Below are 25,169 nucleotides of genomic sequence, written 5' to 3'. Positions count from 1 at the left end.
CCTCGAGTGCAGGGGCTTGTTTTTCATGCCTTGTGGCTCACTTTTCGGTAGAATCGGCGCTCATTTTGAAGTCAGATGAGGCGCGGTATGACGGTTCAGTTCCAGGCATTTCACAGCATCAAGGCGATTGGTAATCGGGAGGTGCTGTTCAACTGGTCGAGAACCAATCCCCTCGGGGCGCTGGATCAGGTGTGGCGCCCGAAAACCCGCGATGAGCTGCAAGCGCTGCTGCGGGAGCACCCCGAGCGCAAGCTGCGCCTTATCGGCTCCGGCCTCTCTTTTGAGCCCATTCATAGCGTCTACGCCGAGGGCAGTCAGGCACTGCTGGTGGACTTGCACCACCTGCGCGGCCAGCTGGCGAAAACCGCCGATACCGTGACCTATCAGGCGGGGACGCCGCTCGATACCGTCTATGCCGAGCTGATCGCCATGGAGCGGATGCTGCCCGCATCCCCCGGCGTTATCGGCATCCAAACCCTGGGCGGCGCCCTCAGCACCGGCACCCACGGTCAGGGGCTGCACCAGTCAGCCCTGTGCGATGCGGTGGAGGCGATGACGGTGATGCTGGCCAATGGCGACATCATCCGGGTGGATCGCACCGACCCGCGCTTCGGTGCCTTCGTGATGGGAATGGGGATGCTCGGCATCCTGCTCGACGTCACCCTGCGCACCGTGTCCAACCGCATTATGCGCTGCACCAAGTTCACCACCGATTACCCCTTCCTGCTGGAGCACAACGAACGGCTCAACCGCGAGCATGGCTTTGTGAAGAGCTGGTGGTTTGCCTGGACCGGCGAGAGTCACATCTGGCTGGTGGACCCTGCCTCCGATGAGGAGGTGGCCCGTTATCGCGCCGGTGGTAGCGAGCCGCTGCTGCTGGATGGCGATATCGACGCCCGCATGAATGCCACCATTGATGCCACTTTGCAGAAGATGGCGAAAGACACCAAGGATGAGGCCTTGGCGGGGGAGCACTTCGAGACGGTGCGCCGCTTCAAGGATGCCTCCGATCTGGTGGGCAACGTCTACCAAATTCTCTGCAAGGGGATCCCGGCACCTCAGATCAACTGTGAGGTGGCGGTGCCGCTTCATCGCATGAACGAGGCACTGGAGACCCTGCAGGCCTGGCAGCAGGCCAACCCGGGCGTGCTGCACTACCCCTTTATCCTGCGTTGCACCGGCCCTTCTGAGGCCTGGCTCAGCGCCGCTTATGGCCAGCCGGTCTGCTGGATCGGTTTTCTGGTCTATCTGGCGGCGGACGGCACCTTCGTCAACGGTTCCATGGAGCAGATGCGCGAGCTGCAGCAACTGCTGGTGCCGCTCGGCGGCATTCCCCATTTCGGCAAACATCTGGCGATGGATCTCTACGACTTCCCGGCCCTGTTGCCGCGCTGGAACGACTTCGTAGCGTTAAAAGCCGAGCTCGACCCCCACGGCCGCTTTGAAAACCGCTGGCTCAGCGACCTGTTTGCCAACCGGTAAGGATCTGACATGACCGATATGCAAGATACCCGCTCACTCATCACTCTGCCGACCAGAGGGAGGTCATCGATATGACCGATATGCAAGACTCCAGGATCCCGGTGACCCTGCTGACCGGCTTTCTCGGCAGCGGCAAGACCACCTTGCTCAACCACTGGGTCAAGCAGCCGGAGCTTGGCGAGTGCGCCGTGCTAATCAACGAGTTCGGCTCGGTGGGGCTGGATCACCATCTGGTGCAACAGGTGGATGAGCAGGTGATGCTGCTCGACTCCGGCTGCATCTGCTGCTCGGTGCAGGGCTCTCTGGTGGAGGCGCTGCAGGGGCTGTTTATGAAGGCCATCCAGCGCAAGATCAAACCGTTCAAGCGGCTGATTATCGAGACCACAGGTCTGGCCGATCCGGCCCCCGTTCTGTTTACCCTGCGCGAAGAGGGCTTTATCGCCCAGCGCTACCGCTTCGATGGCACCGTCACCGTGGTGGATGCCGGTCATATCGAGCAGCAGTTGGCGGCCCAGTATGAGGCGGTGAAACAGGTGGCGCTGGCGGATCTGCTGGTGGTGAGCAAAGGCGATCTGGTGGATGACGAGCAGCTGGCGCGGGTCGAAGCCCAGCTGGCGGCACTCAATCCGGCGGCCCCCATCCAGCAGGTGACCAATGGTGAACTGTCGCCAGCGGTGCTGGAGAAGCTCGGCGCCTACAACGAAGCGGCGGGGCGCGATGTGCGCCAGCTGCTTGCCTGGCTGCGCACCGAATCCCCCAAGCAGGGGCTGGCGTCACCGATGCAGCCGAAGATGCAACCGTTCGCCGCCAAGGTGGGCACGGCTGCGCCCACCCACTTCGAGCACGGCAACATCGAGAGTTTCTCTTTGCGCATCGGCGAGCCGCTCAAGCCCTCTCGTTTACTGGCCGCCATCGATGCGGTGCAGGCGCAGTATGGCGATGCCCTGCTGCGGCTTAAGGGGATCTTGCAGCTGGAAGGGGAGAGCCAGCCGGTGGTGATCCACGGCGTCCACGGTCAGCTCTATCCATTGCAGGCATTGGGTGAGTGGCCGGAGGGCAAGGCCCAGTCCCGACTGGTGTTTATCGTGAAAACTCAGGACAAGGCGGGGATAGAGCGGTTGTTCCTTGATACGCTCAAGGCTCCCGAGCCCAGCCTTGAAGAGCGGCTCAAGGCCATGCTTGGCCAGCCGGATGCCTGATGTCTGAGATGACCCGCCCGTAACAACGAGAGCGGGTCTTTTTATTCCTGAAGTGGAGGTGGTCTGTTATGGCGGAAGTTTCACTCGGGGTAAGCCCTGCCCAGCGCAAGTGGCTGCCCATGCTGGCGGCAGTCGGCTTTTTCATGCAGTCGCTGGATGGCACCATTCTCAATACCGCCCTGCCCAGCATGGCCGAGACGTTGGGGGAGAGCCCGCTGCAGATGCAGTCGGTGGTGATCGCCTACATGCTGACGGTGGCGCTGCTGATCCCTGCCTCCGGCTGGCTGGCGGACAGGTTCGGTACCCGTCGCATCTATCTGGCAGCGATCTCGCTGTTCACCCTCGGTTCGCTGGCTTGTGCCGCCTCCGGCTCGCTCTCCATGCTGGTGGCGGCCCGGGTGCTGCAGGGGATTGGCGGCGCCCTGCTGATGCCGGTCGGGCGATTGGCTGTGCTGCGGGTCTACGACAAGCGGGAGCTGCTGCGGGTGATGTCGTTCGTCACCATTCCGGGGCTGCTTGGCCCGCTGATGGGGCCAGCGCTCGGTGGCTGGCTGGTCGAGGTAGCGAGCTGGCACTGGGTCTTTCTCATCAACCTGCCGGTGGGGGTGATCGGCTTTATGGCGAGCTGGTACTTTATGCCCGATCTGCGTCAGGCGACCGCCCGTTTTGATTGGCAGGGCTTCGTGCTGTTCAGCCTCGGCATGGTGCTGGTGTCGGTCGGTTTGCAGGGATTGGGGGAGCACAGCATCTCCACCGGCTGGGCGCTGTTTGCGCTGATTTTCGGGTTGGCGGCGATGGCGAGCTACTGGCTCTACGCTGCCAATGCGGAGCAGCCGCTCTTCAGTCTGAACCTGTTCAAGACCGCCACCTTCGCCATCGGGGTCTGGGGCAACCTGTTTGCCCGCCTCGGCAGCGGTGCCATGCCGTTCCTCACCCCGCTCTTTCTGCAATTGGGGCTTGGCTTCTCCCCGAGCAAGGCGGGGATGACCATGATCCCGACGGTGCTGGGCGCCATGCTGACCAAGACGCTGGTGAACAAGCTCATCCCCAGGGTGGGCTATCGCCGGATCCTGATTGGCAACACTCTGTTGCTCGGCGCCATGATCGCCAGCTTCTACTTTATCGACAACCAGCTTCCCTATGGCGTGCTGCTGGGCTGGCTGGCGATCTTCGGCGCCATCAACTCGCTGCAGTTCTCCGCCATGAACACTCTCACGCTGCAAGATCTCAGCCCGACCCTGGCCAGTAGCGGCAACGGCCTGCTCTCGGTGGTGATGCAGCTCTCCATGAGTTTGGGGGTGGCGATTGCGGCCAGCCTGCTGGGGCTCTTCTCGGCGGGCACTTCAGCTGCCAATGGCCAGTGGCTGGCAGGGTTCCATCTCACCTACCTTTGTGTCGGTTTGCTCTCCATGCTGGCGGCGCTGATCTTTGCCCAGCTGGCGCGCGATGGTGTTACGCCGTCGTCACGGGCAGATAGCTGACTTCGCAGGGGAGCTGCGCCAACACCTCAGCCAGATGGGCCGTCTCCAGCAGAAAGGTCTGCTCGGGGTGGCCCGGGGTCCAGGTGAAGGCGGAGTGGCTGAGCAGTTGCGGGTCCACCAGCAGCGGAATATCGGCGCGGGGCAGGAAGGGGCAGACCGCTCCCGGCAGGCAGCCGATCTCAGCCTGCATCTCTTCGGCGCTGCAGATGGAGGGCTTGGCACCGAGCGCGGCCTTGACCGCCTTGTTGTCGAGCCGGCCATCCCTGTGGGTCAGCAGCAGGGCGAAGCGGCCATCCTTGAACTTGATAAAGAGGGTCTTGCTGAACTCCGCCTGCCAGCCGAAGCGGGCTTTGACCTTCTCATCGGTGGCGTAGTCGAGGATCGGTTCGTGTTCGAAGCGCTGGTGGGGCAGGGCGGTGAGCAGCTGGCAGTTGAAGTCGTGAATGGTATCGAGTGGCATGGGGTTCTCCTGTGGTGGGCGCTATCCTGCCACTCTCGCAGGGGCTGGCCCAATGACACTTTCTTATCAGTGATAAGCAACCTTGTCCGTGAAACAACAAGGGCGCCGCGAGACGCCCTTGGGGATCAGTGATGCTGCAATTCGCACGCTTCCCAGTGAAAGGGAATGGGGCACAGCTGCTGGGAGGCCTTGTCATAGGCTTGCCACAACGACTCCATGGTGCGGCCATCGACTGGGTGGCGCAAGGTGGGTGCCAGCTCGGCCAGCGGCCAGAGCACGAAGGCATTGGTGAGGATCTCGCCGCGCGGCAACACCAACGGTGTCTCGCAGACCAGATCACCATAGAGCAGCAGATCGAGATCCAGCGTGCGCGGGGCGAACTTCTTGGCATCTGGCTCGCGACCGTGGGCAAACTCCATGGCCCGTAGCCGCTGGCAGACGGTGCTCAGCGGCAGCTCGGTCTTTGCAGCGGCCACCAGGTTGTAGAAGGGGTGGCCGTTGAAGCCGACAGCCTCGCTTTCAAATACCCGGGAGACCTGCAACTCGCCAAACTCGGCGTGCAGGGCATCGAGCCCCGCGCGGATATGGCGATTCCGCTCGATATTGGATCCCAGGCTTATATAGATAGTGGTCATCAGTTGCTGCTCGCGGCTGGCGTGCGATGGCGCAAGATCTCGACGCCGACGCCGGCGGCATTTGGCACGGCGCCCGGTTTGGTCAGGGTAACCTTGACCCACTGTACCCGCTCATCGGCCAACACCAGCATGGCAACCTGTTCGGCCATGGTTTCGACCAGTTCGACCACCTTGCCGCTGACATGCTCGCAAATCTTGTTGGAGAGATCGGCATAATCCAGTGCCAGATTGATATCGTCGGTTGCGGCGGCGGGACGGTTGTCGAACCCCATCTCGAGGTCGAAACAGAGTTTCTGGCGAATGCCCTTCTCCCACTCATATACACCGATAGTGGTCAAAACTTCGAGTCCGCGAATAAACACCTTGTCCATGACAGTACTTCTTCTTTACTCTTGATGGGCTGTGATGACAGCGCAGGGATGCAGGCTCGGCAAGCAGTTTGCCGCGCGGTCGGTTTGGGCGACACGCTTTTGGGCAAGCCCGAGCCAGCGCCAGAGAATGTGGCCCGCATCATACCCCATTCATATCGTGGTAAAAACGACCAAGATGACGGCCCTGACGATTTTGATGATTATTCTGGCCTACCTGGGTGGTTCTCTATCCAGTGCCGTGCTGGTTTCCCGGATCACGGGTCTGCCGGATCCCCGTGACCATGGCTCGCACAATCCGGGGGCCACCAATGTACTGCGCCTCGGCGGGCGCATGGCGGCGCTGGTGGTACTGCTGCTCGATGTGCTCAAGGGGACAGCTCCCGTCTATCTCGCCTGGTATCTGCAGATCAAACCCGTCTACCTTGGCTTTATCGGGGTTGCCGCTTGTCTTGGCCACATGTATCCCCTCTTCTTTCATTTTCGTGGCGGCAAAGGGGTGGCTACGGCGCTCGGTACCATGCTGCCCATCGGCTTTACCATGGGAGGAGCGGTGATCGGTACCTGGCTGCTGGTGCTACTGGTGAGCGGCTACTCTTCGCTGGCCTCCATTATTACTGTGCTGCTGACGCCGCTCTTTACCTATCTACTCAAACCCGAATATACCCTGCCAGTCTCCCTGCTCTCCTGCCTCATTCTGATCCGCCATCACGAGAACATCTCCCGCCTGCTTAAGGGGGAAGAACCCAGAGTCTGGGGGCGAAAACGTGCTGCCAGTGCCAAGGAAGTGGCAGAAATAGCTAATGTTGCGCAAAAAAGAGACGAACGAGACAAAAAGTGAAATTTCCCGTTGACCATCCGCCTTAAAATCCGTTTAATAGCGCCCACGCCCAGATAGCTCAGTCGGTAGAGCAGGGGATTGAAAATCCCCGTGTCGGCGGTTCGATTCCGTCTCTGGGCACCAAATTTTGGTGCCATGAAATAAAAATTTGTTCATGCACAATGGTTTAAAGTGTGCCGGCTTAGCTCAGTAGGTAGAGCAACTGACTTGTAATCAGTAGGTCACCAGTTCGATTCCGGTAGCCGGCACCATTTGCCCAGATAGCTCAGTCGGTAGAGCAGGGGATTGAAAATCCCCGTGTCGGCGGTTCGATTCCGTCTCTGGGCACCACTAATAATTCCTCCTTAGCTCAGTCGGTAGAGCGACGGACTGTTAATCCGCAGGTCGCTGGTTCGAGCCCAGCAGGAGGAGCCAAACCGAAAAGCCCTTGTCGCAAGACAAGGGCTTTTTTTCTTTGGTTCAATACCGCTTTTTACCATAACAACCATCACACACGCACAGAATGACGGCAGGATAGATATGGAAAATCAAGTAGTTATAGAGTCAAAGGGGCGACTGGCCACCATCCGCGAGTGGCTTGAGCCCGTGCTGGTGCTGCTGATCCTGGGCAGCCTGTTTGGCTACCTCGGCAGCCAGATGGGCCTCTCCGCCATGGTCAACACCCTGTTCAATACCGCTCACCAGCTGTTGCTCAATACCGTGCTCTTCATCATGGGGATCACCGTACTTTCCGGCGCCCTCAGCCAGCTGCTGAGCGAATTCGGGGTGATCCGCCTGCTGGAGGTTCTGTTGGCACCCCTGATGAAGCCGGTGTTCCGCTTGCCGGGACGTACCGCGCTGGCGGCGCTGATGACCTTCTTCTCCGATAACCCGGCGGTGATCAGCCTTGCCAAGGACAGCCGCTTTCGCAAGGGCTTCACTCCGTGGCAACTGGTGTCTCTGACCAACTTCGGGACCGCCTTCGGTATGGGCCTGATCGTGGTCACCTTTATGGCCACCCTGCAACTGCCGGGCGGCGAGTCCACCGCCAGCGCGGCGCTGATCGGTCTGCTCGGTGCTCTGGTTGGCTCGGTGGTCTCTACCCGACTGATGCAGCGAATGATCCGTCCGCTGGTGGGTGAGGTGCTGGATGATGAGCCGACGGATGCCAAGGGGCACAAGGTCGGGGTCAGCAAAGAGGCGGCTCCGGGCTGGCTGCGGATCCTCAACTCGTTGCTCGATGGCGGCAAATCCGGCGTGGAGCTGGGGATGGCGGTGATCCCGGGCGTGCTGATCATCAGCACCTTCGTCATGCTGCTCACCTTCGGCCCGGGGGAGAAGGGCTATACCGGTGAAGCCTTCCAGGGGGTTGCCTTGCTGCCGGTATTGGCTGCCAAGGCTGGCTGGCTGTTTGACCTGCTATTCGGCTTCCAGCAGCCGGAGCTGGTCGCCTTCCCGGCTACCTCGCTCGGCGCAGTGGGTGCCGCCATGTCGCTGGTGCCCCCCTTTATCGCCAAGGGGTGGATCACCGGTAACGAGGTCGCGGTGTTTACCGCCATGGGGATGTGCTGGAGCGGCTTTTTGAGCACCCACACCGCCATGCTTGATGCCCTCGGCTATCGCCATCTCACTTCCCGCGCCATTGTCGCCCACACCGTCGGCGGCTTGTGCGCCGGGGTTGCGGCGCACCAGCTTTATATGCTGCTGGGCTGAGCAGAGTGAAAAGAGAGAGGGGCGCTGCGGCGCCCCTCTCTGTATCTATCGGTGACGAGTTGGCTCGTCCTTCGGTTTACTCAACATCGCCGATCAGGCTCTGTGCGATCACCGCTTCCGGCATCATCTCCCGCAGCCCGGCGATCAGTTTTTCCCCCGCCTCATGCAGCGCAGCCAGCGGCATCTCGGGCAGGCTCTCCAGAATGAACCACATCTGGCCCGAATCGACACTCAATCGGGTGCGTACACCCTGCCGCCAGTTCCAGCGCCGACAGGTGACCCCCTTGTCATCCCGCCAGACGACCTCGCCGGGCTCCACTGGTTCGTGGGTCGGCTCGCCCCCCTTCATGGTATCGAACCGCTCGCTGCCATCGGCCACCACCAGTCGCGGCAGTCCCTCATAGGCAAGCAGGTTTTCGCCCCCCACCGGAATGGCGTAACGGATACTGATGGCGTTGTAGAGATCGACCACGGGATCGATGGCGGGCAGGTTGCCATCGCGGGCGACCCGTTTTCTCAGAGCTTCGGCGGAACAGGGAGTCCGCTGCGGCTTGGCGCCGAACTTTCTGAATAGATCGCCCCAGGCGGCGAGATGCGCCTCTGCCCACTGCACATCGGCAGTCAGCATGGCGGTGCAGGCTTCATCAAGGGCGCGTGCCCCCACGTTCGGGTCAACCACGGCTGCGGCCTGCACCGTGATGCTCAGAGCGCGAAAGCTAGGAGCCAACTGGCTGACTTCGGGGGAGATATAGGGGGTGATCAGGGACATAGCGACTCCATAAAACGAACGAGGCTGGGAGAAGGCGGTTGCCGGCCAGCATAGCGGCAACGGCAAATCCGGTTTGAGAGCCATCTTGCGCGAACATTTTAGATAAGAAAATTTACATGATCTTAATAGCCATAAGTTTCATGAATGAAAAATGATGTGTTCAAGGAGATGGCGGGCATGTACCGGTATATAGCGAAGAGTAGCCCTGCGGTTTCCGGTTCGTTGCGGCAATACCCCTTTGCCGCCTTGATCTGCAGCGGCAGCCGCTGGCCGTCCGGCTCTCTTGTGATGCCCTCAGTTGTCATGCCCAAGCACGAGGCGGTCACTCAAATCGCTTGATTGCTCAATGAGTTGGCTATGGCTGGCGTTTTTTCATCGTTCTGGCCCCGCTTATGCATTTCTCTTGGCAACACCATCAAGGGTCGTTGTCGCGGAGAGATATCATGATCAGCAGCCTGCTTCCCCTTGCCTCGATCGCCCTCAAGCTGGGCAGCCAGCTGCTTGGCAGCAGTAGCAAACCCCAGCCCGTGCAGCCTGCCGTACAGGAGGAGCACCTAGCCCCGACCGTCCAGAGCCTGTTCCAGCGACTTGGTATCAAGGATGCCGATAGCGAACAGAACCGCTCGGCCATCAACCACTTTATGGGGGAGCTGATGCAGACCCTGGGGCAGGAGAATGGTGGCCAATCCCTCACGGCTGCCATCGACAGCGCCCGCAATCAGCTGGCGAGTGGCACCCAGAGTACACGCCTCGATGCGCTGCAAAGCGAGCTCGATACCCTCAAGGATTCCCTCGGTGCCAGCCATCTCAACCTCGATCAGCTGCTCGGCGCCTTTAAACAGACCCTGCCCAATGGCAAGGGAGATGGGGTTGGCAAGCTGCTAAATGCCAGCGCGTGAACGGTGGTAAGCAATAAAAAACGGCAACCTCGGGTTGCCGTTTCTGTTTTTGGTTTAACACGTTATGAGGGAGGTGATGGCGGGTTTTCCATGTCGCTGGCTACTTCTACCTGCCCTCTTGCGTACAAAGCGTGAGCTGCCTCTTGGCGATCCGCTGCCTCCTTGTTCTGACTGAGTTTGAACTTGCCGACTAGCCCAGTTATCTCGATTTCGATTCCCACCACAGCAGCCACTTTGGCCTCGAGATAGTCTCGGGGGGGCATCTGCCATTTTCCATGGGGTCGGTTCCCCGGCCTCATGATGACGAGTCAGATTTGCCAGCAGGCGGCGTACGAAGCGGGCATCGTCGCGAATCTGGATGCGACCGTGAGCATGCACAACGCTGTAGTTCCAGGTCGGTACCTGCTGGTGATGCGCTTTCTTGCTTGGATACCAGTTAGGGGAGATATAGGCATCTGCAGCCTTGAAGATCACCAGGACTTCGTCCCCATCCCTGGCCTCTTGCCAGAGCGGATTGTTGCGGGCTACATGGGCACGTAGGACGCCATGCTTCCCACTCTCCGTGTCCAGTTCGAACGGAAGATGGTTCGCATCCAGCCCCCGCTCACCGTGGGTGATCAGCGCTCCTAGCGGATGTGCCTGCATCAGTTTATGCAGAGCTTCGGGGTCATCGGTGGCGAAATAAGGTGGTAGATACATGCAGACTCCTTTATCGATAGTTGGCTTCCATGCATAACGCATCGGATGCCCATTCTTGCGTCAGCAGGGACATCAAGCGATAGCCGGGGAATAAAAAGAGGGCCTAAGCCCTCTCGTCACATATCACCAACCGCGATCAACCCACCCGTTTGGCCAGCCACTGTTCGGCGGCAGTCAGGGCTGCTTCTACCTGCTCCCGGGCAACGCCGCCTTTGGCAACCCGTTTGGCCAGTGTCGCTTCCAGTTCCAGATTGGGGTAGACGTCGAACTCGATTACCGGGCTGAAGCGCTGGAACTCGCCGATGGAGAGCTCCTCCAGCGGTTTGCCCACGCTGATGGCAAAGACCACGGTTTCACCGACGATATGGTGCGCCTCACGGAATGGAATCCCCTTGGCCACCAGATAGTCCGCCAGCTCGGTGGCGTTGGCGTAGCCGCCCTGCGCCGCCGCCATGGTGCGCTCACCATTCACCCTCAGATCGATCAGCACCAGCGCCGCCATATCGAGGCAGTCGTGCCAGGTATCGAGGGCATCAAACAGCCCTTCCTTGTCTTCCTGCATGTCCTTGTTGTAGGCCAGCGGCAGCGCCTTGAGGCTCATCAGCATGCCCATCTGGGCGCCGACCACCCGGCCAGTCTTGCCGCGGATCAGCTCCAGCGCATCCGGGTTCTTCTTCTGCGGCATTAGCGACGAGCCGGAGGTGACCGCATCGGAGAGCTCGACAAAGCCCGCCTCGCCGGTGTTGTAGAAGATAAGGTCTTCGGCAAAGCGCGACAGGTGGGTCATGGAGAGGGACGCCACGTGCATCAGCTCCACCACGTGATCCCGATCGGAGACCGAATCCAGACTGTTGCGGGTAGCGCCGCTAAAGCCCATGTCGAGCGCCAGCGCTTCGCGGTCGATGGCGTAGGCAGTACCCGCCAGCGCGCCGCAGCCGAGCGGGCTGGTGTCGAGGCGCTTCAGCGCATCCTGCAGCCGGGAGTAGTCCCGCTCCAGCATCTCCACATAGGCCAGCGCCCAGTGGGCGTAGGTGACCGGCTGGGCCCGTTGCAGGTGGGTGTAACCGGGCAGCACTGCGGCCTGATTGGCGCGGGCAGAGGCGATCAGCCCCTGCTGCAGGGCGGTGATGGAGCCGAGCAGCAGCTCGCCCTGCGCCTTGCACCAGAGTTTCAGGTCGGTGGCGACCTGATCGTTGCGGGAGCGGCCGGTGTGCAGTTTCTTGCCAAGATCGCCGACGGCGGCAATCAGTTGGCTTTCGACCCAGGAGTGGATATCTTCGGCATCCGAGCTCAGGATCTGCTGGGGATCCTGCTGCACCGAGGCGAGCAGCACCTCCATCGCCTGTTGCAGTTTGCCCTGCTCATCGGCGGTCAATACGCCCACTTTCACCAGCGCTTTGGCCCAGGCCATGGAGCCCTGAATATCCTGCTCCGCCAAGCGGTAATCGAACCGCAGCGAATCGTTGAACTGCTTGAACCGGCTATCGGCTCCCTGACTGAAGCGTCCACCCCAAAGTGCCATACTGCTCTCCTTGAATGCGTTGTCGGCGGCGCCCTGGCCGCCGAGCTTGAAATCGTGCCCTGTTTTTCTGCGAGCCTGTTATCTCACAGAAGCGGCCGGGGCGCTGCCGCTCTTGTCACACCCGCCGATGATGGGTCAGGGGTTATGTCCTCTGCCAGTAGAAGAGGGGGCCATGCCCCCTCAACGGAATCAACGGGTTATCGCGCTTGCTTAGCCGTGGGTGTGATCGCCACCGATAGCCTGATGTTGCTCCTTCATGGCGCGGATCCGGCTGGCCAGGGTGTAGAGGCGGATAAAGCCTTCGGCATGGCTCTGGTCATACACTTCGTCGGCGCCGAAGGTGGCGAAGTCTTCGGAGTAGAGGCTGTTCGGCGACTTTTTCTGCACCGCAGTGACCTGACCCTTGTACATCTTCAGCACCACTTCACCATCCAGATCTTCGGCGATGGCGTTGGCAGAGGCGAGGATCGCCTTGCACAGCGGGGTGAACCAGCGACCGTCATAGACCAGGTGGGAGAACTCGGCACCCAGCTTTTCCCGCCAGGCGCGGGTCGGGCGATCCAGTACCAGCTCTTCCACGGCGCGCAGCGCGGCGACCATCACGGTACCGCCCGGGGTCTCGTAGCAGCCGCGGGACTTCATCCCCACCATCCGGTTTTCGGTGATGTCGATGCGGCCCACGCCGTGCTTGCCAGCACGCTCGTTCAGGGTCATCAGGATCTGGTGCGGGCTGAGCGGCTGGTCGTCAACGGCCACCACTTCACCCTGCGCCACGGTCAGCTTGACGTACTCCGGCTGATCCGGAGCCTGCTCGGCCGGTACGGTCCACTGCCAGACCGCTTCGGACGGCTCGTTCCAGGTGCTCTCCAGCTCGCCACCTTCGGTGGAGATGTGCCAAGCGTTGGCATCGCGGCTGTAGATCTTCTTCAAGGTCGCCTTGCAGGGGATGTTGCGGGTCTCCAGATAGGAGAGCAGATCTTCCCGGGAGCGCATGTCCCAGATCCGCCACGGGGCGATGACTTTCAGCTGGGGCGCCAGCGCGGCAACCGCACCTTCGAAACGCACCTGATCGTTACCCTTGCCGGTGCAGCCGTGGGAGATGGCATCAGCCCCTTCCGCCAGTGCCGCTTCGACCATCGCCTTGGCGATCACCGGACGGGCCATGGAGGTGCCCAGCAGATAGGTGCCTTCATAGACGGCGCCGGTCTTCAGGGTCGGGTAGACGTACTCTTTGACGAACTCTTCCCGCAGATCCTTGATGATGCACTTGGTGGCACCGGAGGCGATCGCCTTCTGCTCGATCCCTTCCAGATCGTCGCGCTCCTGACCGACGTCGGCCACGAAGGCGATGATTTCGGCGTCATAGTGCTCTTTCAGCCAGGGAATGATGGCCGAGGTATCCAGTCCACCCGAGTAAGCCAGTACGATCTTGTTGATTCCGCTCATGTTACTTCTCTCCGTGATGATTCGATGATGATTCAATAAAAGTGTCGTGATTCAGGTTGAGTACCGCGTTACTTGCCACCGAGAAGGGTCAGCAACACGGCGTTCTGGATATGCATCCGGTTTTCGGCCTCGTCCATGATGAGGGAGGCGGGGCCATCCATCACCTGCGAGGTGATCTCCAGCTCCCGGTGCGCCGGTTGGCAGTGCAGCACATGTGCAATGCCGGTGCGGTCGAGCAGGGCCTGGTTGATCTGGTAAGGCATAAAGAGGTCTTTGACCTGCTCCATCGGGGTGTTGTCACCCATGGAGACCCAGGTATCTGTGTAGGCCACGTCGAACCCTTCGATATCCGCCACGTCATCGCTGATGTGGATGGTTGCCCCCGACTTGGCCGCCAGCGCCTGCGCTTGCAGGAAGATCTGGGTATCCGGGCCGTGGCCTTTCGGGCAGATGAGGGTGACGTCGGTGCCCAGGGTGGCCCCCAGCAGCAGCAGAGAGTGGCTGACGTTGTTGCCATCACCGAGGTAGGCAAGCTTCACCTTCGACAGATCGTCGTAGTGCTCGGCAATGGTCATAAAGTCGGCCAGCCCCTGACAGGGGTGGTAGAGGTTGCACAGGCTGTTCACCACCGGCACTGTGCCGTGCTCCGCCAGCTCGACCAGAGTCTGGTGATCGAACACCCGGGCGACGATGGCATCACACCAGCGCGACAGGTTGGCGGCGAAATCTTTCACCGACTCCCGCTTGCCCAGCGCGCCGTTTTGCTGATCCAGATAGACGCTGTGGCCGCCCAGTTTGGCGATGCCGATGTCGAAAGTGACCCGGGTGCGCAGGGAGGGTTTCTCGAACAGGGTGACCACGCTCTTGCCGGCCAGCGCCTGGCTGTACTTCTTCGGGTCGGCCTTGACCGCTTTGCCCAGCGCAATCAGAGCCTCGATCTGGGCTTTGTTCAGATCACTGTCTTTCAGAAGATGTTGCATCGGATGTTCCTTGTTCCGGTGGAGATCAAATGGCCACTTGGGTGCCGACCGCGCCGCCAGCCAGCAGCTTGAGCAGCTGATCCGGGTAGCGCCAGCTGGCGACACAGACCGGCTTGCCGAGGGTCTCGGCGGCGTGCAGGGCTGCTTCTACCTTGACCGCCATACCATCGCGGATCACCCCTTTCTCCATCAAATCCAGCGCGGTCAGCTTGTCGAGTTGGGGCACCAGCTTGCCCTTGCCATCGAGGATGCCGCTCACATCGGAGAGCATCACCAGATCGGCACCGAGCGCCTCGGCAATGGCGGTGGCGGCCTGATCCGCGTTGACGTTCATCAGCTGCCCCTCGGCGGTGATGCCGATGGAGCTCACCACCGGCAGGAAGCCCTGACTGAGGATGCCTGCTACCAGCGCCGGGTTGCCCGGCTTGCACTCGCCGACCGCGCCGAGATCCGGGTCGAGCTGGGTCACCTGACAGAGGCCGCCATCCGCCAGGCAGAGCCCCACAGCCGGAATGCCGGTGGCGATCGCCTTGGCCATCATCTGCTTGTTGGCTGTGCCCGCCAGCGCCCCGGCAATGAAGGGGATCTGCTCGAACGGGGTCACCCGCAAGCCGTTCTTCTTGGTGGAGGTGAGACCCAGCCCCTTGAGCAGGTCATCCACCAGACAGCCACCGCCGTGCACCAACACCAGCGGACGGTGCTGATCGTCGAGGAAGGTTTTGAGGGTGGCGAACAGGGCGGTCAGCGCCTCATCGTTCTCGATAAGGGCACCGCCCAGCTTGATTACCAACGTCTGTTTGTCCATGTTCGAGATCCTTCCTAAGTCCTTAAATCAGGCCGGTGGCCGGTTCAAAACCAAATTTGATATTTATGCACTGCATGGCTTGCGAGGCTGCGCCCTTGAGCAGGTTGTCGATGGCAGAGACCACCACCAGCATGTTGCCCTGCTGTTGCCAGGCGATATCGCAGTAAGGGGTGCCCGCGACGCCGCGAATGGATGGCATCTGGCCGGTGAGGCGCACCAGCGGCTTGCCTTCGTAAGCCTTGAGGAAGGCCTGATCCACCTGGGTGGGAGTGACGCCATCCGCCAACTGCACATAGATGGTGGCCAGGATGCCGCGCACATAGTTGCCAAGGTGGGGCTGGAACAGCACCTCCTTGCCGAGGTGGTGGCTGATCTCCGGCTGGTGTCTGTGATTGAAGGTGCCGTAGGGATTGAGGCTCACTTCGCAGAAGCTAGTGTTGATGGCTGCCTTGCGCCCGGCGCCGGAAACCCCGGAGACGGCGTTGATGATGGGCTGCCACCCCTTGGCAATCAGGCCATCCTGCTGCAGCGGCTTGAGAGCACAGAGGGAGGCGGTCGGGTAACAACCCGGCACCGCAATCAGCTGGGCGGTAGCGATGGCATCGGCATTCCACTCCGCCAGGCCATAGACGGCCTGATCCAGCCACTGCTCGCTGTCGTGGGTGAATCCGTAGAAGCTGTCGTAAAAGCCCTGATCCTTGACCCGGAAGGCGCCGGAGAGATCGAACACCGGCAACCCCTTGGCGAGAAACTTGGGTGCGAGCTCGGCGCTCACCTCGTGGGCGGTGGCCAGCAGCACCAGATCGGCCTGGGTCAGGATCCGGGTCATGCCATCCTCGTCCAGCGGCAGCAGCGGCTGATCGAGGGCTCCGACCCACTGGGGATGCAGGGAAGAGAAGCGCTTGTGGGCATCCTGACTGCCGGCCGAGACATAGAGGCCGAACAGCTTGAGTTGTGGGTGGTTCTGTACCAGTGCGGCCAGTTCGGCTCCCGCGTAGCCACTGGCACCGACGATAACGGTGTTAAGCATGTTGAATATTCCAAGTCAGAGTTCGAGATTCACAGCATGACGCTGCAGTGCACAAGGGTGTTCGATCGCCCCTTTGCACAAGTGCGGAGGGGCAATTCAGGCGGGTGTGTGTCGTCGGTTATAGATCAGGTGACAGAACATTAACTTTCCCTTACAACTAGAAGCCTTTGTTGATGAGCCAGATATTCAGGCAAAATTACAGAATATTCATGCACTCACTTTGCATTTGTATTTTCTAACAGAAACATTCCGGGGACGCAAGGAGGAGCTGATGGCCAATCTGGATTTTTTTTCACTTTATAAGAATATTATTGCGATTCCCTCTATCAGCAGCACGGATCCCAAGTGGGATCAGAGCAACGAGGCGGTGATCCGGCTGCTGGCCGACTGGTTCGGTCAGCTCGGTTTTCAGTGCGAGGTAACGGCGCTCCCCGACCTGCCGGGCAAGTTCAATCTGGTGGCGACGATTGGTCAGGGGGAAGGCGGTCTGCTGCTGGCAGGCCACACCGATACGGTGCCGTTTGATGAAGGAGGGTGGAGCAAGGATCCCTTCAAGGTGACCGAAGAGGGCAACCGTCTCTATGGTCTCGGTACCATCGATATGAAGGGCTTCTTCGCCTTTATCGTCGAGGCGCTCAAAGAGATCGACCTCACCAAGCTGACCAAGCCGCTGCGCATTCTCGCTACCGCCGATGAAGAGACCACCATGGCGGGGGCCCGCGCTATCGCCGCGGCGGCCGAATTGAAACCCGACTACGCCGTGATTGGCGAGCCGACCGGACTGGTGCCGGTGGTGGCCCACAAGGGTCATATGTCGGAGGCGATCCGCATTACCGGCAAGAGCGGTCACAGCTCGGATCCCGCCAACGGTGTCAACGCCATGGAGATCATGCACAAGGCGATGGGGCAGGTGTTGCGCTTGCAGCAGGATCTGAAAGATCGCTACGCCGACCACCGCTTTGCCGTGCCGCAGCCAACCCTGAACCTGGGTTACATTCAGGGGGGTGACAGCCCGAACCGCATCTGCGGCTGCTGCGAGCTGCATATCGACCTGCGACCCACCCCGCAGGTGGGGCCGGACGAGCTGATGGGGATGCTGAAAGAGGCGCTGTCGCCCATCGAGATCCACCAGCCGGGCTGCCTGCATCTGCAACATCTGCATGAACCCATTCCTGCCTACGCCTGCGCCGACGACTCTGTGCTGGTGCGCGAAGCCGAGAAAGCGAGCGGCCGCGCCGCCGAGTCGGTCAACTACTGCACCGAGGCGCCGTTTATCCAGCAGCTTGGTTGCCAGACCATAGTGATGGGCCCCGGTCATATCACCCAGGCGCACCAGCCGGATGAGTATCTCGACCTCTCCTTCGTCAAGCCGACCACCGCAGTGTTGCAACACCTGATCAGACGTTTTTGCCTGTAGCGGCGACGGTGAAAGGGGCGTAAAAACTGTAAGTAAGTTACATAACAAGCCGGTTGTGGAGTGGTGATGGAAATACATGTTCTGAATCGGCCTGTTATTTGACCTTGCGCAGACAATCTGGGTAGATTGTCACCCTAAGATGACGGAGCATATGTTGTAATCGCACAACAATAAGTGAGGTCGTCTCGCACCCCGGATGGGTGCCAGGCACCAACAAGATAAGGATGTGGAATGAACGAAAAGTACGCCGCACTACGCGCCAACGTAGGTATGCTGGGTCAGCTGCTGGGTAAATCCATCAAGGATCATCAGGGTCAGGCCTTTCTCGACAAGATCGAAACCATTCGCCAATTGGCCAAGTCCTCCCGCAAGGGCAATGAATCAGACCGAGAACGTCTGCTCGATACCCTGCGCACCCTGAGCGATGACGAACTGCTACCGGTGGCCCGCGCCTTCAGCCAGTTCCTCAATCTGGCCAACGTGGCGGAACAGTTCCACACCATCTCTCGTCGCTGCGAAGAGCAGGTCTGCACCCCGGACCCGCTGGAGCAGATGTTCGACAAGCTGAAAGCCTCCAACCTGTCGCAAGAGGCCATCATTGCGGCCGTGCGCGAGCTGGATATCGATCTGGTGCTGACCGCTCACCCCACCGAGGTGACCCGTCGCACCCTGATCCACAAGCACGTACAGCTCAACGACTGTCTCGAGGCGCTGGAGCTCTCCGACCTGCTGCCCCGCGAGCGGGACAAGATCCTCAATCGTATCGAGCAGCTCATCAATCAGGCGTGGCACACCAACGAGATCCGCGAACAGCGCCCGACACCGGTCGACGAGGCCAAGTGGGGCTTCGCCGTGGTGGAGAACAGCCTGTGGCCTGCCATCCCAGAATTCATGCGCAATCTGGACGAGCGTTTGCAACACCATCTGGGTGTGCGGCTGCCGCTGGATGCCGCGCCGGTCAAGTTCACCTCCTGGATGGGCGGTGACCGCGACGGCAACCCCTTCGTCACCGCCAAGGTGACTGCCGAAGTACTGGAGCTGGGCCGCTGGATGGCGGTGAGCCTGTTCTACAAAGACATCAAGGAGCTCACCTCCGAGCTCTCCATGTCCGACTGTACCGACGCCGTGCGCGCTCGCGTTGGCGATCACCCCGAGCCTTACCGTGCGCTGGTGCGCGAGCTGCGTGAAGCGCTGCGCGAAACCAAGGAGCACCTCACCGCCAAGGTGCAGGGTCAGGCGAGCGAGAGCCAGGATCTGGTCAAGACCACCGCCCAGCTGCGCGAGCCGCTGGAGCTCTGCTACCACTCATTGCACGCTTGCGGCATGGGTAACATCGCCGACGGCATGCTGCTGGATGTGCTGCGCAAGGTCGCCTGTTTCGGCATCCATCTGGTCAAGCTCGATATCCGTCAGGATGGCGAGCGCCACGGGCTGGTCTTCTCCGAGCTGACCCGCTATCTGGGTCTGGGTGACTACGCCGAGTGGAGCGAAGATGACAAGCAGGCCTTCCTGCTCAACGAACTGAACTCCCGTCGCCCGCTCATTCCCCACGACTGGGAGCCGAGCGCCGAGGTGCGCGAGACGCTGGATACCTGTCAGGTCATCGCCCAGCACGACCCCGATGCGTTCGGTATCTACATCATCTCCATGGCCGGAGCGCCGTCCGACGTGCTGTCGGTGCAACTGCTGCTCAAAGAGGCGGGCTGCAAGTTCCGCATGCCGGTCGCCCCGCTGTTCGAGACCCAGGATGACCTGATGGCAGGCACCGCCGTGATGGAGCGCCTGCTCTCGGTTGACTGGTATCGCGGTTACATTCAGGGTCGTCAGTATGTGATGATCGGTTACTCCGACTCTGCCAAGGATGCGGGCATGATGGCCGCTGGCTGGGCCCAGTACGCCGCCATGGAATCTCTGGTGGGGCTGGCCGAAGCCAACAACATCCGCCTCACCCTGTTCCATGGCCGTGGCGGTACCGTCGGTCGTGGTGGTGCGCCTGCCCATCAGGCCATCCTCTCCCAGCCGCCGGGATCCCTGCGCGGCGGTCTGCGTACCACCGAACAGGGGGAGATGATCCGCTTCAAGTTCGGCCTGCCGAAAGTGGCGATCAAGAGTCTGGAGCTCTACACCAGCGCCGTGCTGGAAGGGAACCTGCTGCCGCCGCCCAAGCCGAAAGAGTGCTGGCGCGAGGTGATGGAACAGCTGGCCGCCGACTCCTGCGAGCACTACCGCAGTATCGTGCGCGGTCATCCGGACTTCGTCCCTTACTTCCGTGCCGCCACCCCGGAGATGGAGCTCGGCAAGCTGCCGCTCGGCTCCCGTCCCTCCAAGCGCAAGCCCAACGGCGGCGTCGAGAGTCTACGCGCCATTCCGTGGATCTTCGCCTGGACCCAGAACCGCCTGATGCTGCCAGCCTGGCTCGGTGCCCACAAGGCGCTGCAACAGGCGATCGACGGCGGCAAGCTGGCGGTGCTGGAAGAGATGAGCGCCCAGTGGCCCTTCTTCCGCACTCGCCTCGAGATGCTGGAGATGGTGTTCCTCAAGGCGGACGTCTGGCTCGCCGAGTACTACGACACCCGTCTGGTGCCGCAGGAGCTGTGGGGCCTTGGCAAACAGTTGCGTCAGGAGCTCGCCGAATCCATCGAGGTGGTGCTGAAACTGAGCCCGCGCGGGGATCTGCTGGAGGATCAGCCCTGGATCAAGGAGTCCATCAAGCTGCGCAACCCCTACACAGACCCGCTCAACGTGCTGCAGGCCGAGCTGCTCAACCGCTCCCGCAACCACCCGGAGACCCTGCACCCCGAGCTGGACAAGGCGCTGATGGTCACCATCGCCGGTATTGCCGCAGGTATGCGCAACACCGGTTGATAGCCAGCTCAAGCCAGCAGGCTTCAGCAATATCCATCAAGCCAAAGGGCGCCGATAAGGCGCCCTTTGTTTTTGGCTGTATTTCGTTGGGGGCACGCCTTGCACCGCTCGAAAATGCTCTTTGCCTAGTCTCGTTCTGTGTTTAATTCGGCAAGCGGCACAATTCACCTTGTTCATTGCTCTCTACGCATTACCGGTGATGGGTACAGATTTCCCCTCCGGCTTGCATCCCTCGCCACGCAGGCGCAGACTGTTTGGCCTTGTTTTTATGCGATTCGATTCAAGGCAACCATCATGACTCCTGCCATCAACCTGCTGAAGAAGCTCAAGATCCCCCACAAGCTCTACCCCTACGAGTGCGAAGCCCACGACGATTTCGGCAAGCATGCCGCGACCCAGCTCGGGCTGCCGGAGGCGCAGGTGTTCAAGACCCTGGTCGCCCATCACGACAAGCAGGCGGTGGTGGCCATCGTTCCCTCATCCGGCATGTGCAGCCTGAAGCAGCTGGCCAAGGCGACCGGTCTCAAGAAGGTGGAGATGATGAAACCGGCGGAAGCGGAGAAGCTGACCGGTTACAAGGTGGGTGGCATCAGCCCGCTGGCGCAGAAGAAACTGCTGCCCACTGTGCTCGATGAGTCGGCGCTGCAGTTTGACGAGATCCTGGTGAGCGGCGGCAAGCGCGGCCTCTCGGTCGGCGTGGCGCCGCAGGATATGCTAACGCTGATGAAGTGGATCGCCGCACCTATCGGCGAAGAGTAGTGCCGGGCACGGTGTGAACCTGCTCTCCGGGCCTGTGGTGGCCCGGATTGCCTCACCTGTGATCGGACGCGCAAGCCGTGATTGCCCCGTGCTCAACGGGGAGTGTGCCAGTCTATACTGGGTGAACCCCGTTGTATGAGTTCAGCCATGATGTACCGACTTCTGTTGCTTTGCCTCTGTTTATCCTTCCCCTCTGCCTTGCTGGCTGCCACCCGTTTTACCCTGCTCAGTCCTGAAAACAGTCAGGACATGCGGATGCGTTATTACCGTGAGGTGATGCAGCTGGCGCTAGAGAAAACTCGCCCCGAATATGGCGACTACGAGTTGCTGGACTCCCTGCCGATGAACAAGGCGCGGATGCGGATCGAGGTGCAGGAGCAGGGCAAAAACGCCCTCTTTATTGTCGACAGCTGGCCTTATCAGGGGGAGGCGGTGGCGGATCAGGTGGCATCGATCCCGTTCCCGATCGATATGGGGATCCTCGGCTATCGGGTCTGTTTTGTCGGCTCGGCTCGTGCTGCCGAGCTGGCGCGGGTAAACACCCTGGATCAGTTGCGCCACTTCACTCAAGGGGTGGGCACCGGCTGGCAGGATGCGGTGATCCTGCGCAACGGCGGGCTGACGGTACATGAGGTGGATAACTACGAGTCGCTGTTTCGTATGGTGGCACGAGGGCGCATCGATCTCTTCTGTCGTGGGGCCAACGAGATCCTGCCGGAGTGGCAATCTCATCAGGGCAAGGTGGCCGGTTTGACGGTCGATCGCCATCTGGCCCTTTTCTATCCGCTGATCCATGTGTTCTACAGCAATGCCCGCTACGTTCAGGAGCGCGAGCGCCTTGCGCGCGGTCTGCAACTGGCTTGGCAGGATGGTTCGCTCAAACGGCTCTGGCGCCATCACTTCCAACCCTCGCTGGTGTTTGCCAATCTGGGGGCTCGCCAGATTGTCCGGCTCGGCAATCCGCAGTTACCCAAGGACGGTTTTGACTATCGCCCCTACCTTTACAACCCGCTGACGGATGATTTCGGTTCACAACCCTGAGCCGGATTATCAGGTGCGCAGGCTCTGATAGAGTAAGGGAGAGATCATTGTCGCCAAGGATATGGCCCATGCGCGCATCTGCCCGCTATCTGCTCTTTATTGCGTTGCTGCTGCCCGCGACCGGCGGTGCGGCCCCTGCCTTTACGCTGCGTACCTGCTTTGAAAACAGTGATTCCTATCCTTGGCTGCTGCAATCGGGGGAGGGGGTTGTGCAGTATCACCTCAAGGCGGTTGCTACCGCTCTTGATGCCGAGATCGTGCTGACGCCGCTGCCGTGGAAGCGCTGCCTCTCTCGGGTGAGCAGTGGCCAGATGGATGCGGTCATCAAGATGAGCTATAGCGTCGAGCGGGCGACCAGGGTGGGGGTCTATCCCATGCGTGAGGGCAAACCCGACCCCGCCAAGCGGCTGCTGACCGAGAGTTACAGTCTCTACCAGCTCAAGGGTGGCAAAAGCCAGTGGGATGGCTCCACCCTCAGGGTCAAGGGCGTAGTGGCGGCCCAGTCCGGATTTTCCATCGTCGACTTGTTGCAGGCTGCGGGAGCCGAGGTGGATGACTCCAGCCGTGACCCGCTGATCATGTTGAAAAAGCTGGTGATGGATCGGGCGCAGGCGACCGCCATCCAGACCGAGGTGGCCGACAGTATTCTGGTGGCTCATCCCGAGTTGCAGGCCCGCATCGAGCGGCTGTCGCCGGTGCTGGTGGAGAAGCCCTACTATCTGGTCTTCTCTAACCGCTTCTATCAGGCCCATCCCCGACAAAGCCGGCAGGTGTGGGATGCTATCGAGCAGGTGCGCGACTCTGCTGCCTATCAGCGTTATGCAACATCGCTCAGAAGCACACCTCCGGTGGGGGAGTAGGCTGATGGATGCGACTGGCCGAAAAGGGGAGGAGAGCGCGGGGTGGTGGCAGGGCCGAGCAGCCACGCTCAGGGGCTACACTGAAAGTACCCCTTCAGCCAAGGCGCGGTTTATGTCACCCCTGCATCTGCTGGCTGCCGCTCTGCTCTGCGTGTTGTCGGTGACCGGACAGGCGGCCACCCGGTTTACCTATATCAGCCCAGAGAGCGAGCGGGACCCGCGCACCACTTATGATCGGGAGCTGCTGCGGCTCGCCCTCGACAAGACCCGCGACCAGTTTGGCGACTATCTGTTGGAGCCTGCGCCGCCCATGACCAAGGCGCGCGAGCGGGTCAGCATGCAGCTCGACAACTATCCCAACCTCTTTGTAATGGACAGCTACAGCAGCACCCGCGAGGATCTGGGGCTCGCCTATGTCCGTTTTCCCATCCATCTGGGGATCGTCAGCTACCGCATCTGTTTTGTCAGCCCGCAGCAAAAGGGGGCGGTGAGCAAAGTGACCGACCTCAAGGGGCTGCGCCAGTTCACCTTCGGTCAGGGCAAGGGGTGGCTGGATGTGGATATCCTGCGTTACGCCGGGATGGAGGTGGTGGAAGTGGAGGGGTACGAAAAGCTGTTCAAAATGGTGGCGCGGGGCCGCTTCGATCTCTTCTGCCGCGGGGTGAGCGAGCTGCGCAGCGAGCAGCTGGCCCACAAGGAGATGACGGACCTGCTGGTGGATGATGCATTGTTGATCTACTACCCGCTGCCCCGGGTTTTCTACACCAATCCCAACAATCGCGAGGCGCTGCAGCGGGTCGAGCGGGGGTTGCAGCTGGCGTGGCAGGATGGCTCGCTACAGGCGCTGTGGCACAAGAGCTTTGGCCCGGCCATCGCTTTTGCCAAGCTCTCCCAGCGCCGACTGCTGCGACTGGATAACCCCTTCCTCGACGGGATCAGCTTCGATTTCCGCCCCTACTTCTACAATCCGCAGACCGATCGCTTCGGCGATTACTGAGGTGCCTGCCGCTGGCGGCAGAGGGCCAACCAGGCCTCGGCGGTGCGGGAGAGATAGCGCTCGCTCGGCCAGATCACCCCGAGTCGCCAGCTCAATTCGGGCTCCAGCGGCCGCAGCACCAGACCATCCGGGGTCAGCCGGTGGCAGACCGGCTCCGGCAAGAAGGCGACCCCCATGCCGCTGCGTACCATGGCGGTGAGAAAATCCCACTGGCTGCTGCGCGCCGCCACCTGAGGCACAAAGCCCGCTTCCTGACACGCCTGCTCCAGCCGCTCGCTCAGGGTAAACGCCTGGGTATAGAGCAGGAAGGGCTCCTCCTGCAGAGACTCCAGCCGCAGCGGCGCTTCGCCATGCCAGCGGGGTTGATCCGGCAGCACCACCCGGATCGGGTATTGATCCAGCTCCAGCGCGCTGAGGGCGCCCCCCTCTTTGGTCGGCAGCATGGTGATGGCGAGATCCAGCTCTCCCTCCAGCACCGCCTGTTCGATGCGGCGGCCGCCGTACTCCACCAGGGTCAGCTCCACCTTGGGATAGCGGGTGCGGTAGGCGCGGATCAGATCTGCATAGACGTGACCCACCATGGGGGGAATGCCGAGGGTGAGGCGACCATGTTGCAGGCTCTGCAGATCCGCCAGTTCGGCCTCCAGCTGCTGCATCTCCGCCAAGATGGTCTGGGCCCGGTTGAACAGCACCTGGCCGCTGTCGGTCAGGGTGAAGCGGCGCCCTTCCCGGTTGAGCAGGGGTTGGCCCAGCTCCTCTTCGATATTGCGGATCATCTTGCTGATGGTGGGCTGGGTGACGAACAGCTTTTCAGAGGCGCGGGTGAAGCTTTTTTCCCGCACCAGTTCGACAAAATAGCGCAGGGCGCGAATATCCATGGACTCTCTCGACTCGTGTTGGCGGGTACGGGATGAAGTATGCC

Annotated in this window: 22 protein-coding genes, 4 tRNA genes and 1 pseudogene; 16 read left to right on the top strand and 11 right to left on the bottom strand. The window is 61.0% G+C overall.

Going from position 1 to position 25,169, the window contains the following annotated elements; translation table 11 throughout:
- Nucleotides 1–87 precede the first annotated feature (87 nt).
- The 3 genes from G5367_RS14565 (at nucleotide 88) to mdtD (ending at nucleotide 4,162) form a co-directional block, all read left to right on the top strand.
- Complete coding sequence (locus G5367_RS14565; protein WP_421244510.1) at nucleotides 88–1,482, top strand: D-arabinono-1,4-lactone oxidase; 1,395 nt, start codon at nucleotides 88–90, stop codon at nucleotides 1,480–1,482.
- 71 nt (nucleotides 1,483–1,553) lie between these two features.
- Nucleotides 1,554–2,681, top strand: a complete 1,128-nt coding sequence (locus G5367_RS14560; RefSeq protein ID WP_421244509.1) for a CobW family GTP-binding protein — start codon at nucleotides 1,554–1,556, stop codon at nucleotides 2,679–2,681.
- Between the two features lie 68 nt (nucleotides 2,682–2,749).
- Entirely contained in the window at nucleotides 2,750–4,162 is a 1,413-nt protein-coding gene (mdtD, locus tag G5367_RS14555; protein ID WP_216980000.1) for a multidrug transporter subunit MdtD, read from the top strand.
- On the opposite strand, the gene G5367_RS14550 is transcribed toward mdtD, so the two are convergent.
- The 3 genes from G5367_RS14550 to folB all read right to left on the bottom strand — a co-directional run bounded on the left by G5367_RS14550 (nucleotide 4,134) and on the right by folB (nucleotide 5,628).
- Nucleotides 4,134–4,622 carry a YbaK/EbsC family protein gene (locus tag G5367_RS14550; protein WP_236347985.1) on the bottom strand — a complete coding sequence of 163 codons (489 nt, stop codon included), beginning with the start codon at nucleotides 4,620–4,622 and terminating at the stop codon, nucleotides 4,134–4,136. The genes mdtD and G5367_RS14550 overlap by 29 nt on opposite strands.
- A 125-nt stretch (nucleotides 4,623–4,747) precedes the next feature.
- Nucleotides 4,748–5,257 carry a 2-amino-4-hydroxy-6-hydroxymethyldihydropteridine diphosphokinase gene (folK, locus tag G5367_RS14545; RefSeq protein ID WP_337073387.1) on the bottom strand — a complete coding sequence of 170 codons (510 nt, stop codon included), beginning with the start codon at nucleotides 5,255–5,257 and terminating at the stop codon, nucleotides 4,748–4,750.
- Nucleotides 5,257–5,628, bottom strand: coding sequence for a dihydroneopterin aldolase (gene folB, locus G5367_RS14540; protein WP_005341634.1), 372 nt, complete (start codon nucleotides 5,626–5,628; stop codon nucleotides 5,257–5,259). Before folB ends, folK begins: the two co-directional genes overlap by 1 nt.
- A 175-nt stretch (nucleotides 5,629–5,803) precedes the next feature.
- Between folB and plsY the strand changes: the two genes are divergently transcribed.
- From plsY to G5367_RS14510, 6 genes are all read left to right on the top strand, one after another.
- Nucleotides 5,804–6,466 (top strand): glycerol-3-phosphate 1-O-acyltransferase PlsY, encoded by a 663-nt coding sequence (gene plsY / locus G5367_RS14535; protein ID WP_041233993.1) that lies wholly within the window; start codon nucleotides 5,804–5,806, stop codon nucleotides 6,464–6,466.
- 47 nt (nucleotides 6,467–6,513) lie between these two features.
- Nucleotides 6,514–6,589: transfer RNA gene (locus G5367_RS14530), tRNA-Phe, on the top strand.
- Nucleotides 6,590–6,641: 52 nt separating this feature from the next.
- A tRNA-Thr gene (locus tag G5367_RS14525) sits at nucleotides 6,642–6,717 on the top strand.
- Between the two features lie 3 nt (nucleotides 6,718–6,720).
- Nucleotides 6,721–6,796 (top strand) — tRNA-Phe (locus G5367_RS14520).
- 8 nt (nucleotides 6,797–6,804) lie between these two features.
- A tRNA-Asn gene (locus G5367_RS14515) sits at nucleotides 6,805–6,880 on the top strand.
- Between the two features lie 105 nt (nucleotides 6,881–6,985).
- Nucleotides 6,986–8,158 (top strand): CD0519/CD1768 family membrane protein, encoded by a 1,173-nt coding sequence (locus G5367_RS14510; RefSeq protein ID WP_337073386.1) that lies wholly within the window; start codon nucleotides 6,986–6,988, stop codon nucleotides 8,156–8,158.
- A gap of 76 nt (nucleotides 8,159–8,234) precedes the next feature.
- On the opposite strand, the gene G5367_RS14505 is transcribed toward G5367_RS14510, so the two are convergent.
- Nucleotides 8,235–8,927 (bottom strand): B3/4 domain-containing protein, encoded by a 693-nt coding sequence (locus G5367_RS14505; protein WP_201938579.1) that lies wholly within the window; start codon nucleotides 8,925–8,927, stop codon nucleotides 8,235–8,237.
- A 443-nt stretch (nucleotides 8,928–9,370) separates the two neighbouring features.
- Between G5367_RS14505 and G5367_RS14500 the strand changes: the two genes are divergently transcribed.
- Nucleotides 9,371–9,826, top strand: a complete 456-nt coding sequence (locus G5367_RS14500) for a hypothetical protein (RefSeq protein ID WP_201938577.1) — start codon at nucleotides 9,371–9,373, stop codon at nucleotides 9,824–9,826.
- 62 nt (nucleotides 9,827–9,888) lie between these two features.
- Here the strand turns inward: G5367_RS14500 and G5367_RS14495 are convergent.
- The 6 genes and pseudogenes from G5367_RS14495 to argC form a co-directional block, all read right to left on the bottom strand.
- Nucleotides 9,889–10,525: pseudogene (locus G5367_RS14495) on the bottom strand (FMN-binding negative transcriptional regulator).
- Between the two features lie 136 nt (nucleotides 10,526–10,661).
- Nucleotides 10,662–12,047 carry an argininosuccinate lyase gene (gene argH / locus G5367_RS14490; protein ID WP_421244508.1) on the bottom strand — a complete coding sequence of 462 codons (1,386 nt, stop codon included), beginning with the start codon at nucleotides 12,045–12,047 and terminating at the stop codon, nucleotides 10,662–10,664.
- Nucleotides 12,048–12,257: 210 nt separating this feature from the next.
- Nucleotides 12,258–13,493 (bottom strand): argininosuccinate synthase, encoded by a 1,236-nt coding sequence (locus G5367_RS14485; protein WP_033115910.1) that lies wholly within the window; start codon nucleotides 13,491–13,493, stop codon nucleotides 12,258–12,260.
- Nucleotides 13,494–13,561: 68 nt separating this feature from the next.
- Nucleotides 13,562–14,473 carry an ornithine carbamoyltransferase gene (locus G5367_RS14480; protein WP_104016515.1) on the bottom strand — a complete coding sequence of 304 codons (912 nt, stop codon included), beginning with the start codon at nucleotides 14,471–14,473 and terminating at the stop codon, nucleotides 13,562–13,564.
- 25 nt (nucleotides 14,474–14,498) lie between these two features.
- Nucleotides 14,499–15,278, bottom strand: coding sequence for an acetylglutamate kinase (gene argB / locus G5367_RS14475; RefSeq protein WP_421244507.1), 780 nt, complete (start codon nucleotides 15,276–15,278; stop codon nucleotides 14,499–14,501).
- A 22-nt stretch (nucleotides 15,279–15,300) separates the two neighbouring features.
- A complete protein-coding gene (gene argC, locus G5367_RS14470; RefSeq protein WP_100644948.1) occupies nucleotides 15,301–16,308 on the bottom strand; it encodes an N-acetyl-gamma-glutamyl-phosphate reductase in 1,008 nt (335 codons plus the stop codon).
- 271 nt (nucleotides 16,309–16,579) lie between these two features.
- Here argC and argE point away from each other — a divergent pair, with 271 nt between their 5' ends.
- The 6 genes from argE to G5367_RS14440 all read left to right on the top strand — a co-directional run bounded on the left by argE (nucleotide 16,580) and on the right by G5367_RS14440 (nucleotide 24,247).
- The gene (gene argE / locus G5367_RS14465) at nucleotides 16,580–17,725 is read left to right on the top strand and encodes an acetylornithine deacetylase (protein WP_421212449.1); all 1,146 of its coding nucleotides are present in this window, start codon (nucleotides 16,580–16,582) and stop codon (nucleotides 17,723–17,725) included.
- Nucleotides 17,726–17,956: 231 nt separating this feature from the next.
- Nucleotides 17,957–20,590, top strand: coding sequence for a phosphoenolpyruvate carboxylase (gene ppc / locus G5367_RS14460; RefSeq protein ID WP_335817422.1), 2,634 nt, complete (start codon nucleotides 17,957–17,959; stop codon nucleotides 20,588–20,590).
- Nucleotides 20,591–20,884: 294 nt separating this feature from the next.
- A complete protein-coding gene (ybaK, locus tag G5367_RS14455; RefSeq protein WP_005336092.1) occupies nucleotides 20,885–21,349 on the top strand; it encodes a Cys-tRNA(Pro) deacylase in 465 nt (154 codons plus the stop codon).
- Between the two features lie 147 nt (nucleotides 21,350–21,496).
- Nucleotides 21,497–22,390 (top strand): hypothetical protein, encoded by an 894-nt coding sequence (locus tag G5367_RS14450; RefSeq protein ID WP_421244506.1) that lies wholly within the window; start codon nucleotides 21,497–21,499, stop codon nucleotides 22,388–22,390.
- A gap of 68 nt (nucleotides 22,391–22,458) precedes the next feature.
- A complete protein-coding gene (locus G5367_RS14445) occupies nucleotides 22,459–23,250 on the top strand; it encodes a substrate-binding periplasmic protein (protein WP_421244505.1) in 792 nt (263 codons plus the stop codon).
- 112 nt (nucleotides 23,251–23,362) lie between these two features.
- The gene (locus G5367_RS14440; RefSeq protein WP_421294549.1) at nucleotides 23,363–24,247 is read left to right on the top strand and encodes a hypothetical protein; all 885 of its coding nucleotides are present in this window, start codon (nucleotides 23,363–23,365) and stop codon (nucleotides 24,245–24,247) included.
- Here the strand turns inward: G5367_RS14440 and G5367_RS14435 are convergent.
- Nucleotides 24,241–25,125, bottom strand: a complete 885-nt coding sequence (locus G5367_RS14435) for a LysR family transcriptional regulator (RefSeq protein ID WP_103252113.1) — start codon at nucleotides 25,123–25,125, stop codon at nucleotides 24,241–24,243. The two genes, G5367_RS14440 and G5367_RS14435, sit on opposite strands and share 7 nt — an antisense overlap.
- Nucleotides 25,126–25,169 lie beyond the last annotated feature (44 nt).

The organism is Aeromonas sp. 604282, assembly GCF_049170575.1.
In the GTDB taxonomy this organism is placed as follows: domain Bacteria; phylum Pseudomonadota; class Gammaproteobacteria; order Enterobacterales; family Aeromonadaceae; genus Aeromonas; species Aeromonas veronii_A.
This window is presented reverse-complemented; position numbering and strand designations above follow the sequence as displayed.

Excerpts from the sequence above, each read along its gene's own strand:
- G5367_RS14565 (WP_421244510.1), top strand. The coding sequence starts at position 88 with ATGACGGTTCAGTTCCAGGCATTTCACAGCATCAAGGCGATTGGTAAT.
- G5367_RS14560 (WP_421244509.1), top strand. The coding sequence starts at position 1,554 with ATGACCGATATGCAAGACTCCAGGATCCCGGTGACCCTGCTGACCGGC.
- mdtD (WP_216980000.1), top strand. The coding sequence starts at position 2,750 with ATGGCGGAAGTTTCACTCGGGGTAAGCCCTGCCCAGCGCAAGTGGCTG.
- G5367_RS14550 (WP_236347985.1), bottom strand. The coding sequence starts at position 4,622 with ATGCCACTCGATACCATTCACGACTTCAACTGCCAGCTGCTCACCGCC.
- folK (WP_337073387.1), bottom strand. The coding sequence starts at position 5,257 with ATGACCACTATCTATATAAGCCTGGGATCCAATATCGAGCGGAATCGC.
- folB (WP_005341634.1), bottom strand. The coding sequence starts at position 5,628 with ATGGACAAGGTGTTTATTCGCGGACTCGAAGTTTTGACCACTATCGGT.
- plsY (WP_041233993.1), top strand. The coding sequence starts at position 5,804 with ATGACGGCCCTGACGATTTTGATGATTATTCTGGCCTACCTGGGTGGT.
- G5367_RS14510 (WP_337073386.1), top strand. The coding sequence starts at position 6,986 with ATGGAAAATCAAGTAGTTATAGAGTCAAAGGGGCGACTGGCCACCATC.
- G5367_RS14505 (WP_201938579.1), bottom strand. The coding sequence starts at position 8,927 with ATGTCCCTGATCACCCCCTATATCTCCCCCGAAGTCAGCCAGTTGGCT.
- G5367_RS14500 (WP_201938577.1), top strand. The coding sequence starts at position 9,371 with ATGATCAGCAGCCTGCTTCCCCTTGCCTCGATCGCCCTCAAGCTGGGC.
- argH (WP_421244508.1), bottom strand. The coding sequence starts at position 12,047 with ATGGCACTTTGGGGTGGACGCTTCAGTCAGGGAGCCGATAGCCGGTTC.
- G5367_RS14485 (WP_033115910.1), bottom strand. The coding sequence starts at position 13,493 with ATGAGCGGAATCAACAAGATCGTACTGGCTTACTCGGGTGGACTGGAT.
- G5367_RS14480 (WP_104016515.1), bottom strand. The coding sequence starts at position 14,473 with ATGCAACATCTTCTGAAAGACAGTGATCTGAACAAAGCCCAGATCGAG.
- argB (WP_421244507.1), bottom strand. The coding sequence starts at position 15,278 with ATGGACAAACAGACGTTGGTAATCAAGCTGGGCGGTGCCCTTATCGAG.
- argC (WP_100644948.1), bottom strand. The coding sequence starts at position 16,308 with ATGCTTAACACCGTTATCGTCGGTGCCAGTGGCTACGCGGGAGCCGAA.
- argE (WP_421212449.1), top strand. The coding sequence starts at position 16,580 with ATGGCCAATCTGGATTTTTTTTCACTTTATAAGAATATTATTGCGATT.
- ppc (WP_335817422.1), top strand. The coding sequence starts at position 17,957 with ATGAACGAAAAGTACGCCGCACTACGCGCCAACGTAGGTATGCTGGGT.
- ybaK (WP_005336092.1), top strand. The coding sequence starts at position 20,885 with ATGACTCCTGCCATCAACCTGCTGAAGAAGCTCAAGATCCCCCACAAG.
- G5367_RS14450 (WP_421244506.1), top strand. The coding sequence starts at position 21,497 with ATGATGTACCGACTTCTGTTGCTTTGCCTCTGTTTATCCTTCCCCTCT.
- G5367_RS14445 (WP_421244505.1), top strand. The coding sequence starts at position 22,459 with ATGCGCGCATCTGCCCGCTATCTGCTCTTTATTGCGTTGCTGCTGCCC.
- G5367_RS14440 (WP_421294549.1), top strand. The coding sequence starts at position 23,363 with ATGTCACCCCTGCATCTGCTGGCTGCCGCTCTGCTCTGCGTGTTGTCG.
- G5367_RS14435 (WP_103252113.1), bottom strand. The coding sequence starts at position 25,125 with ATGGATATTCGCGCCCTGCGCTATTTTGTCGAACTGGTGCGGGAAAAA.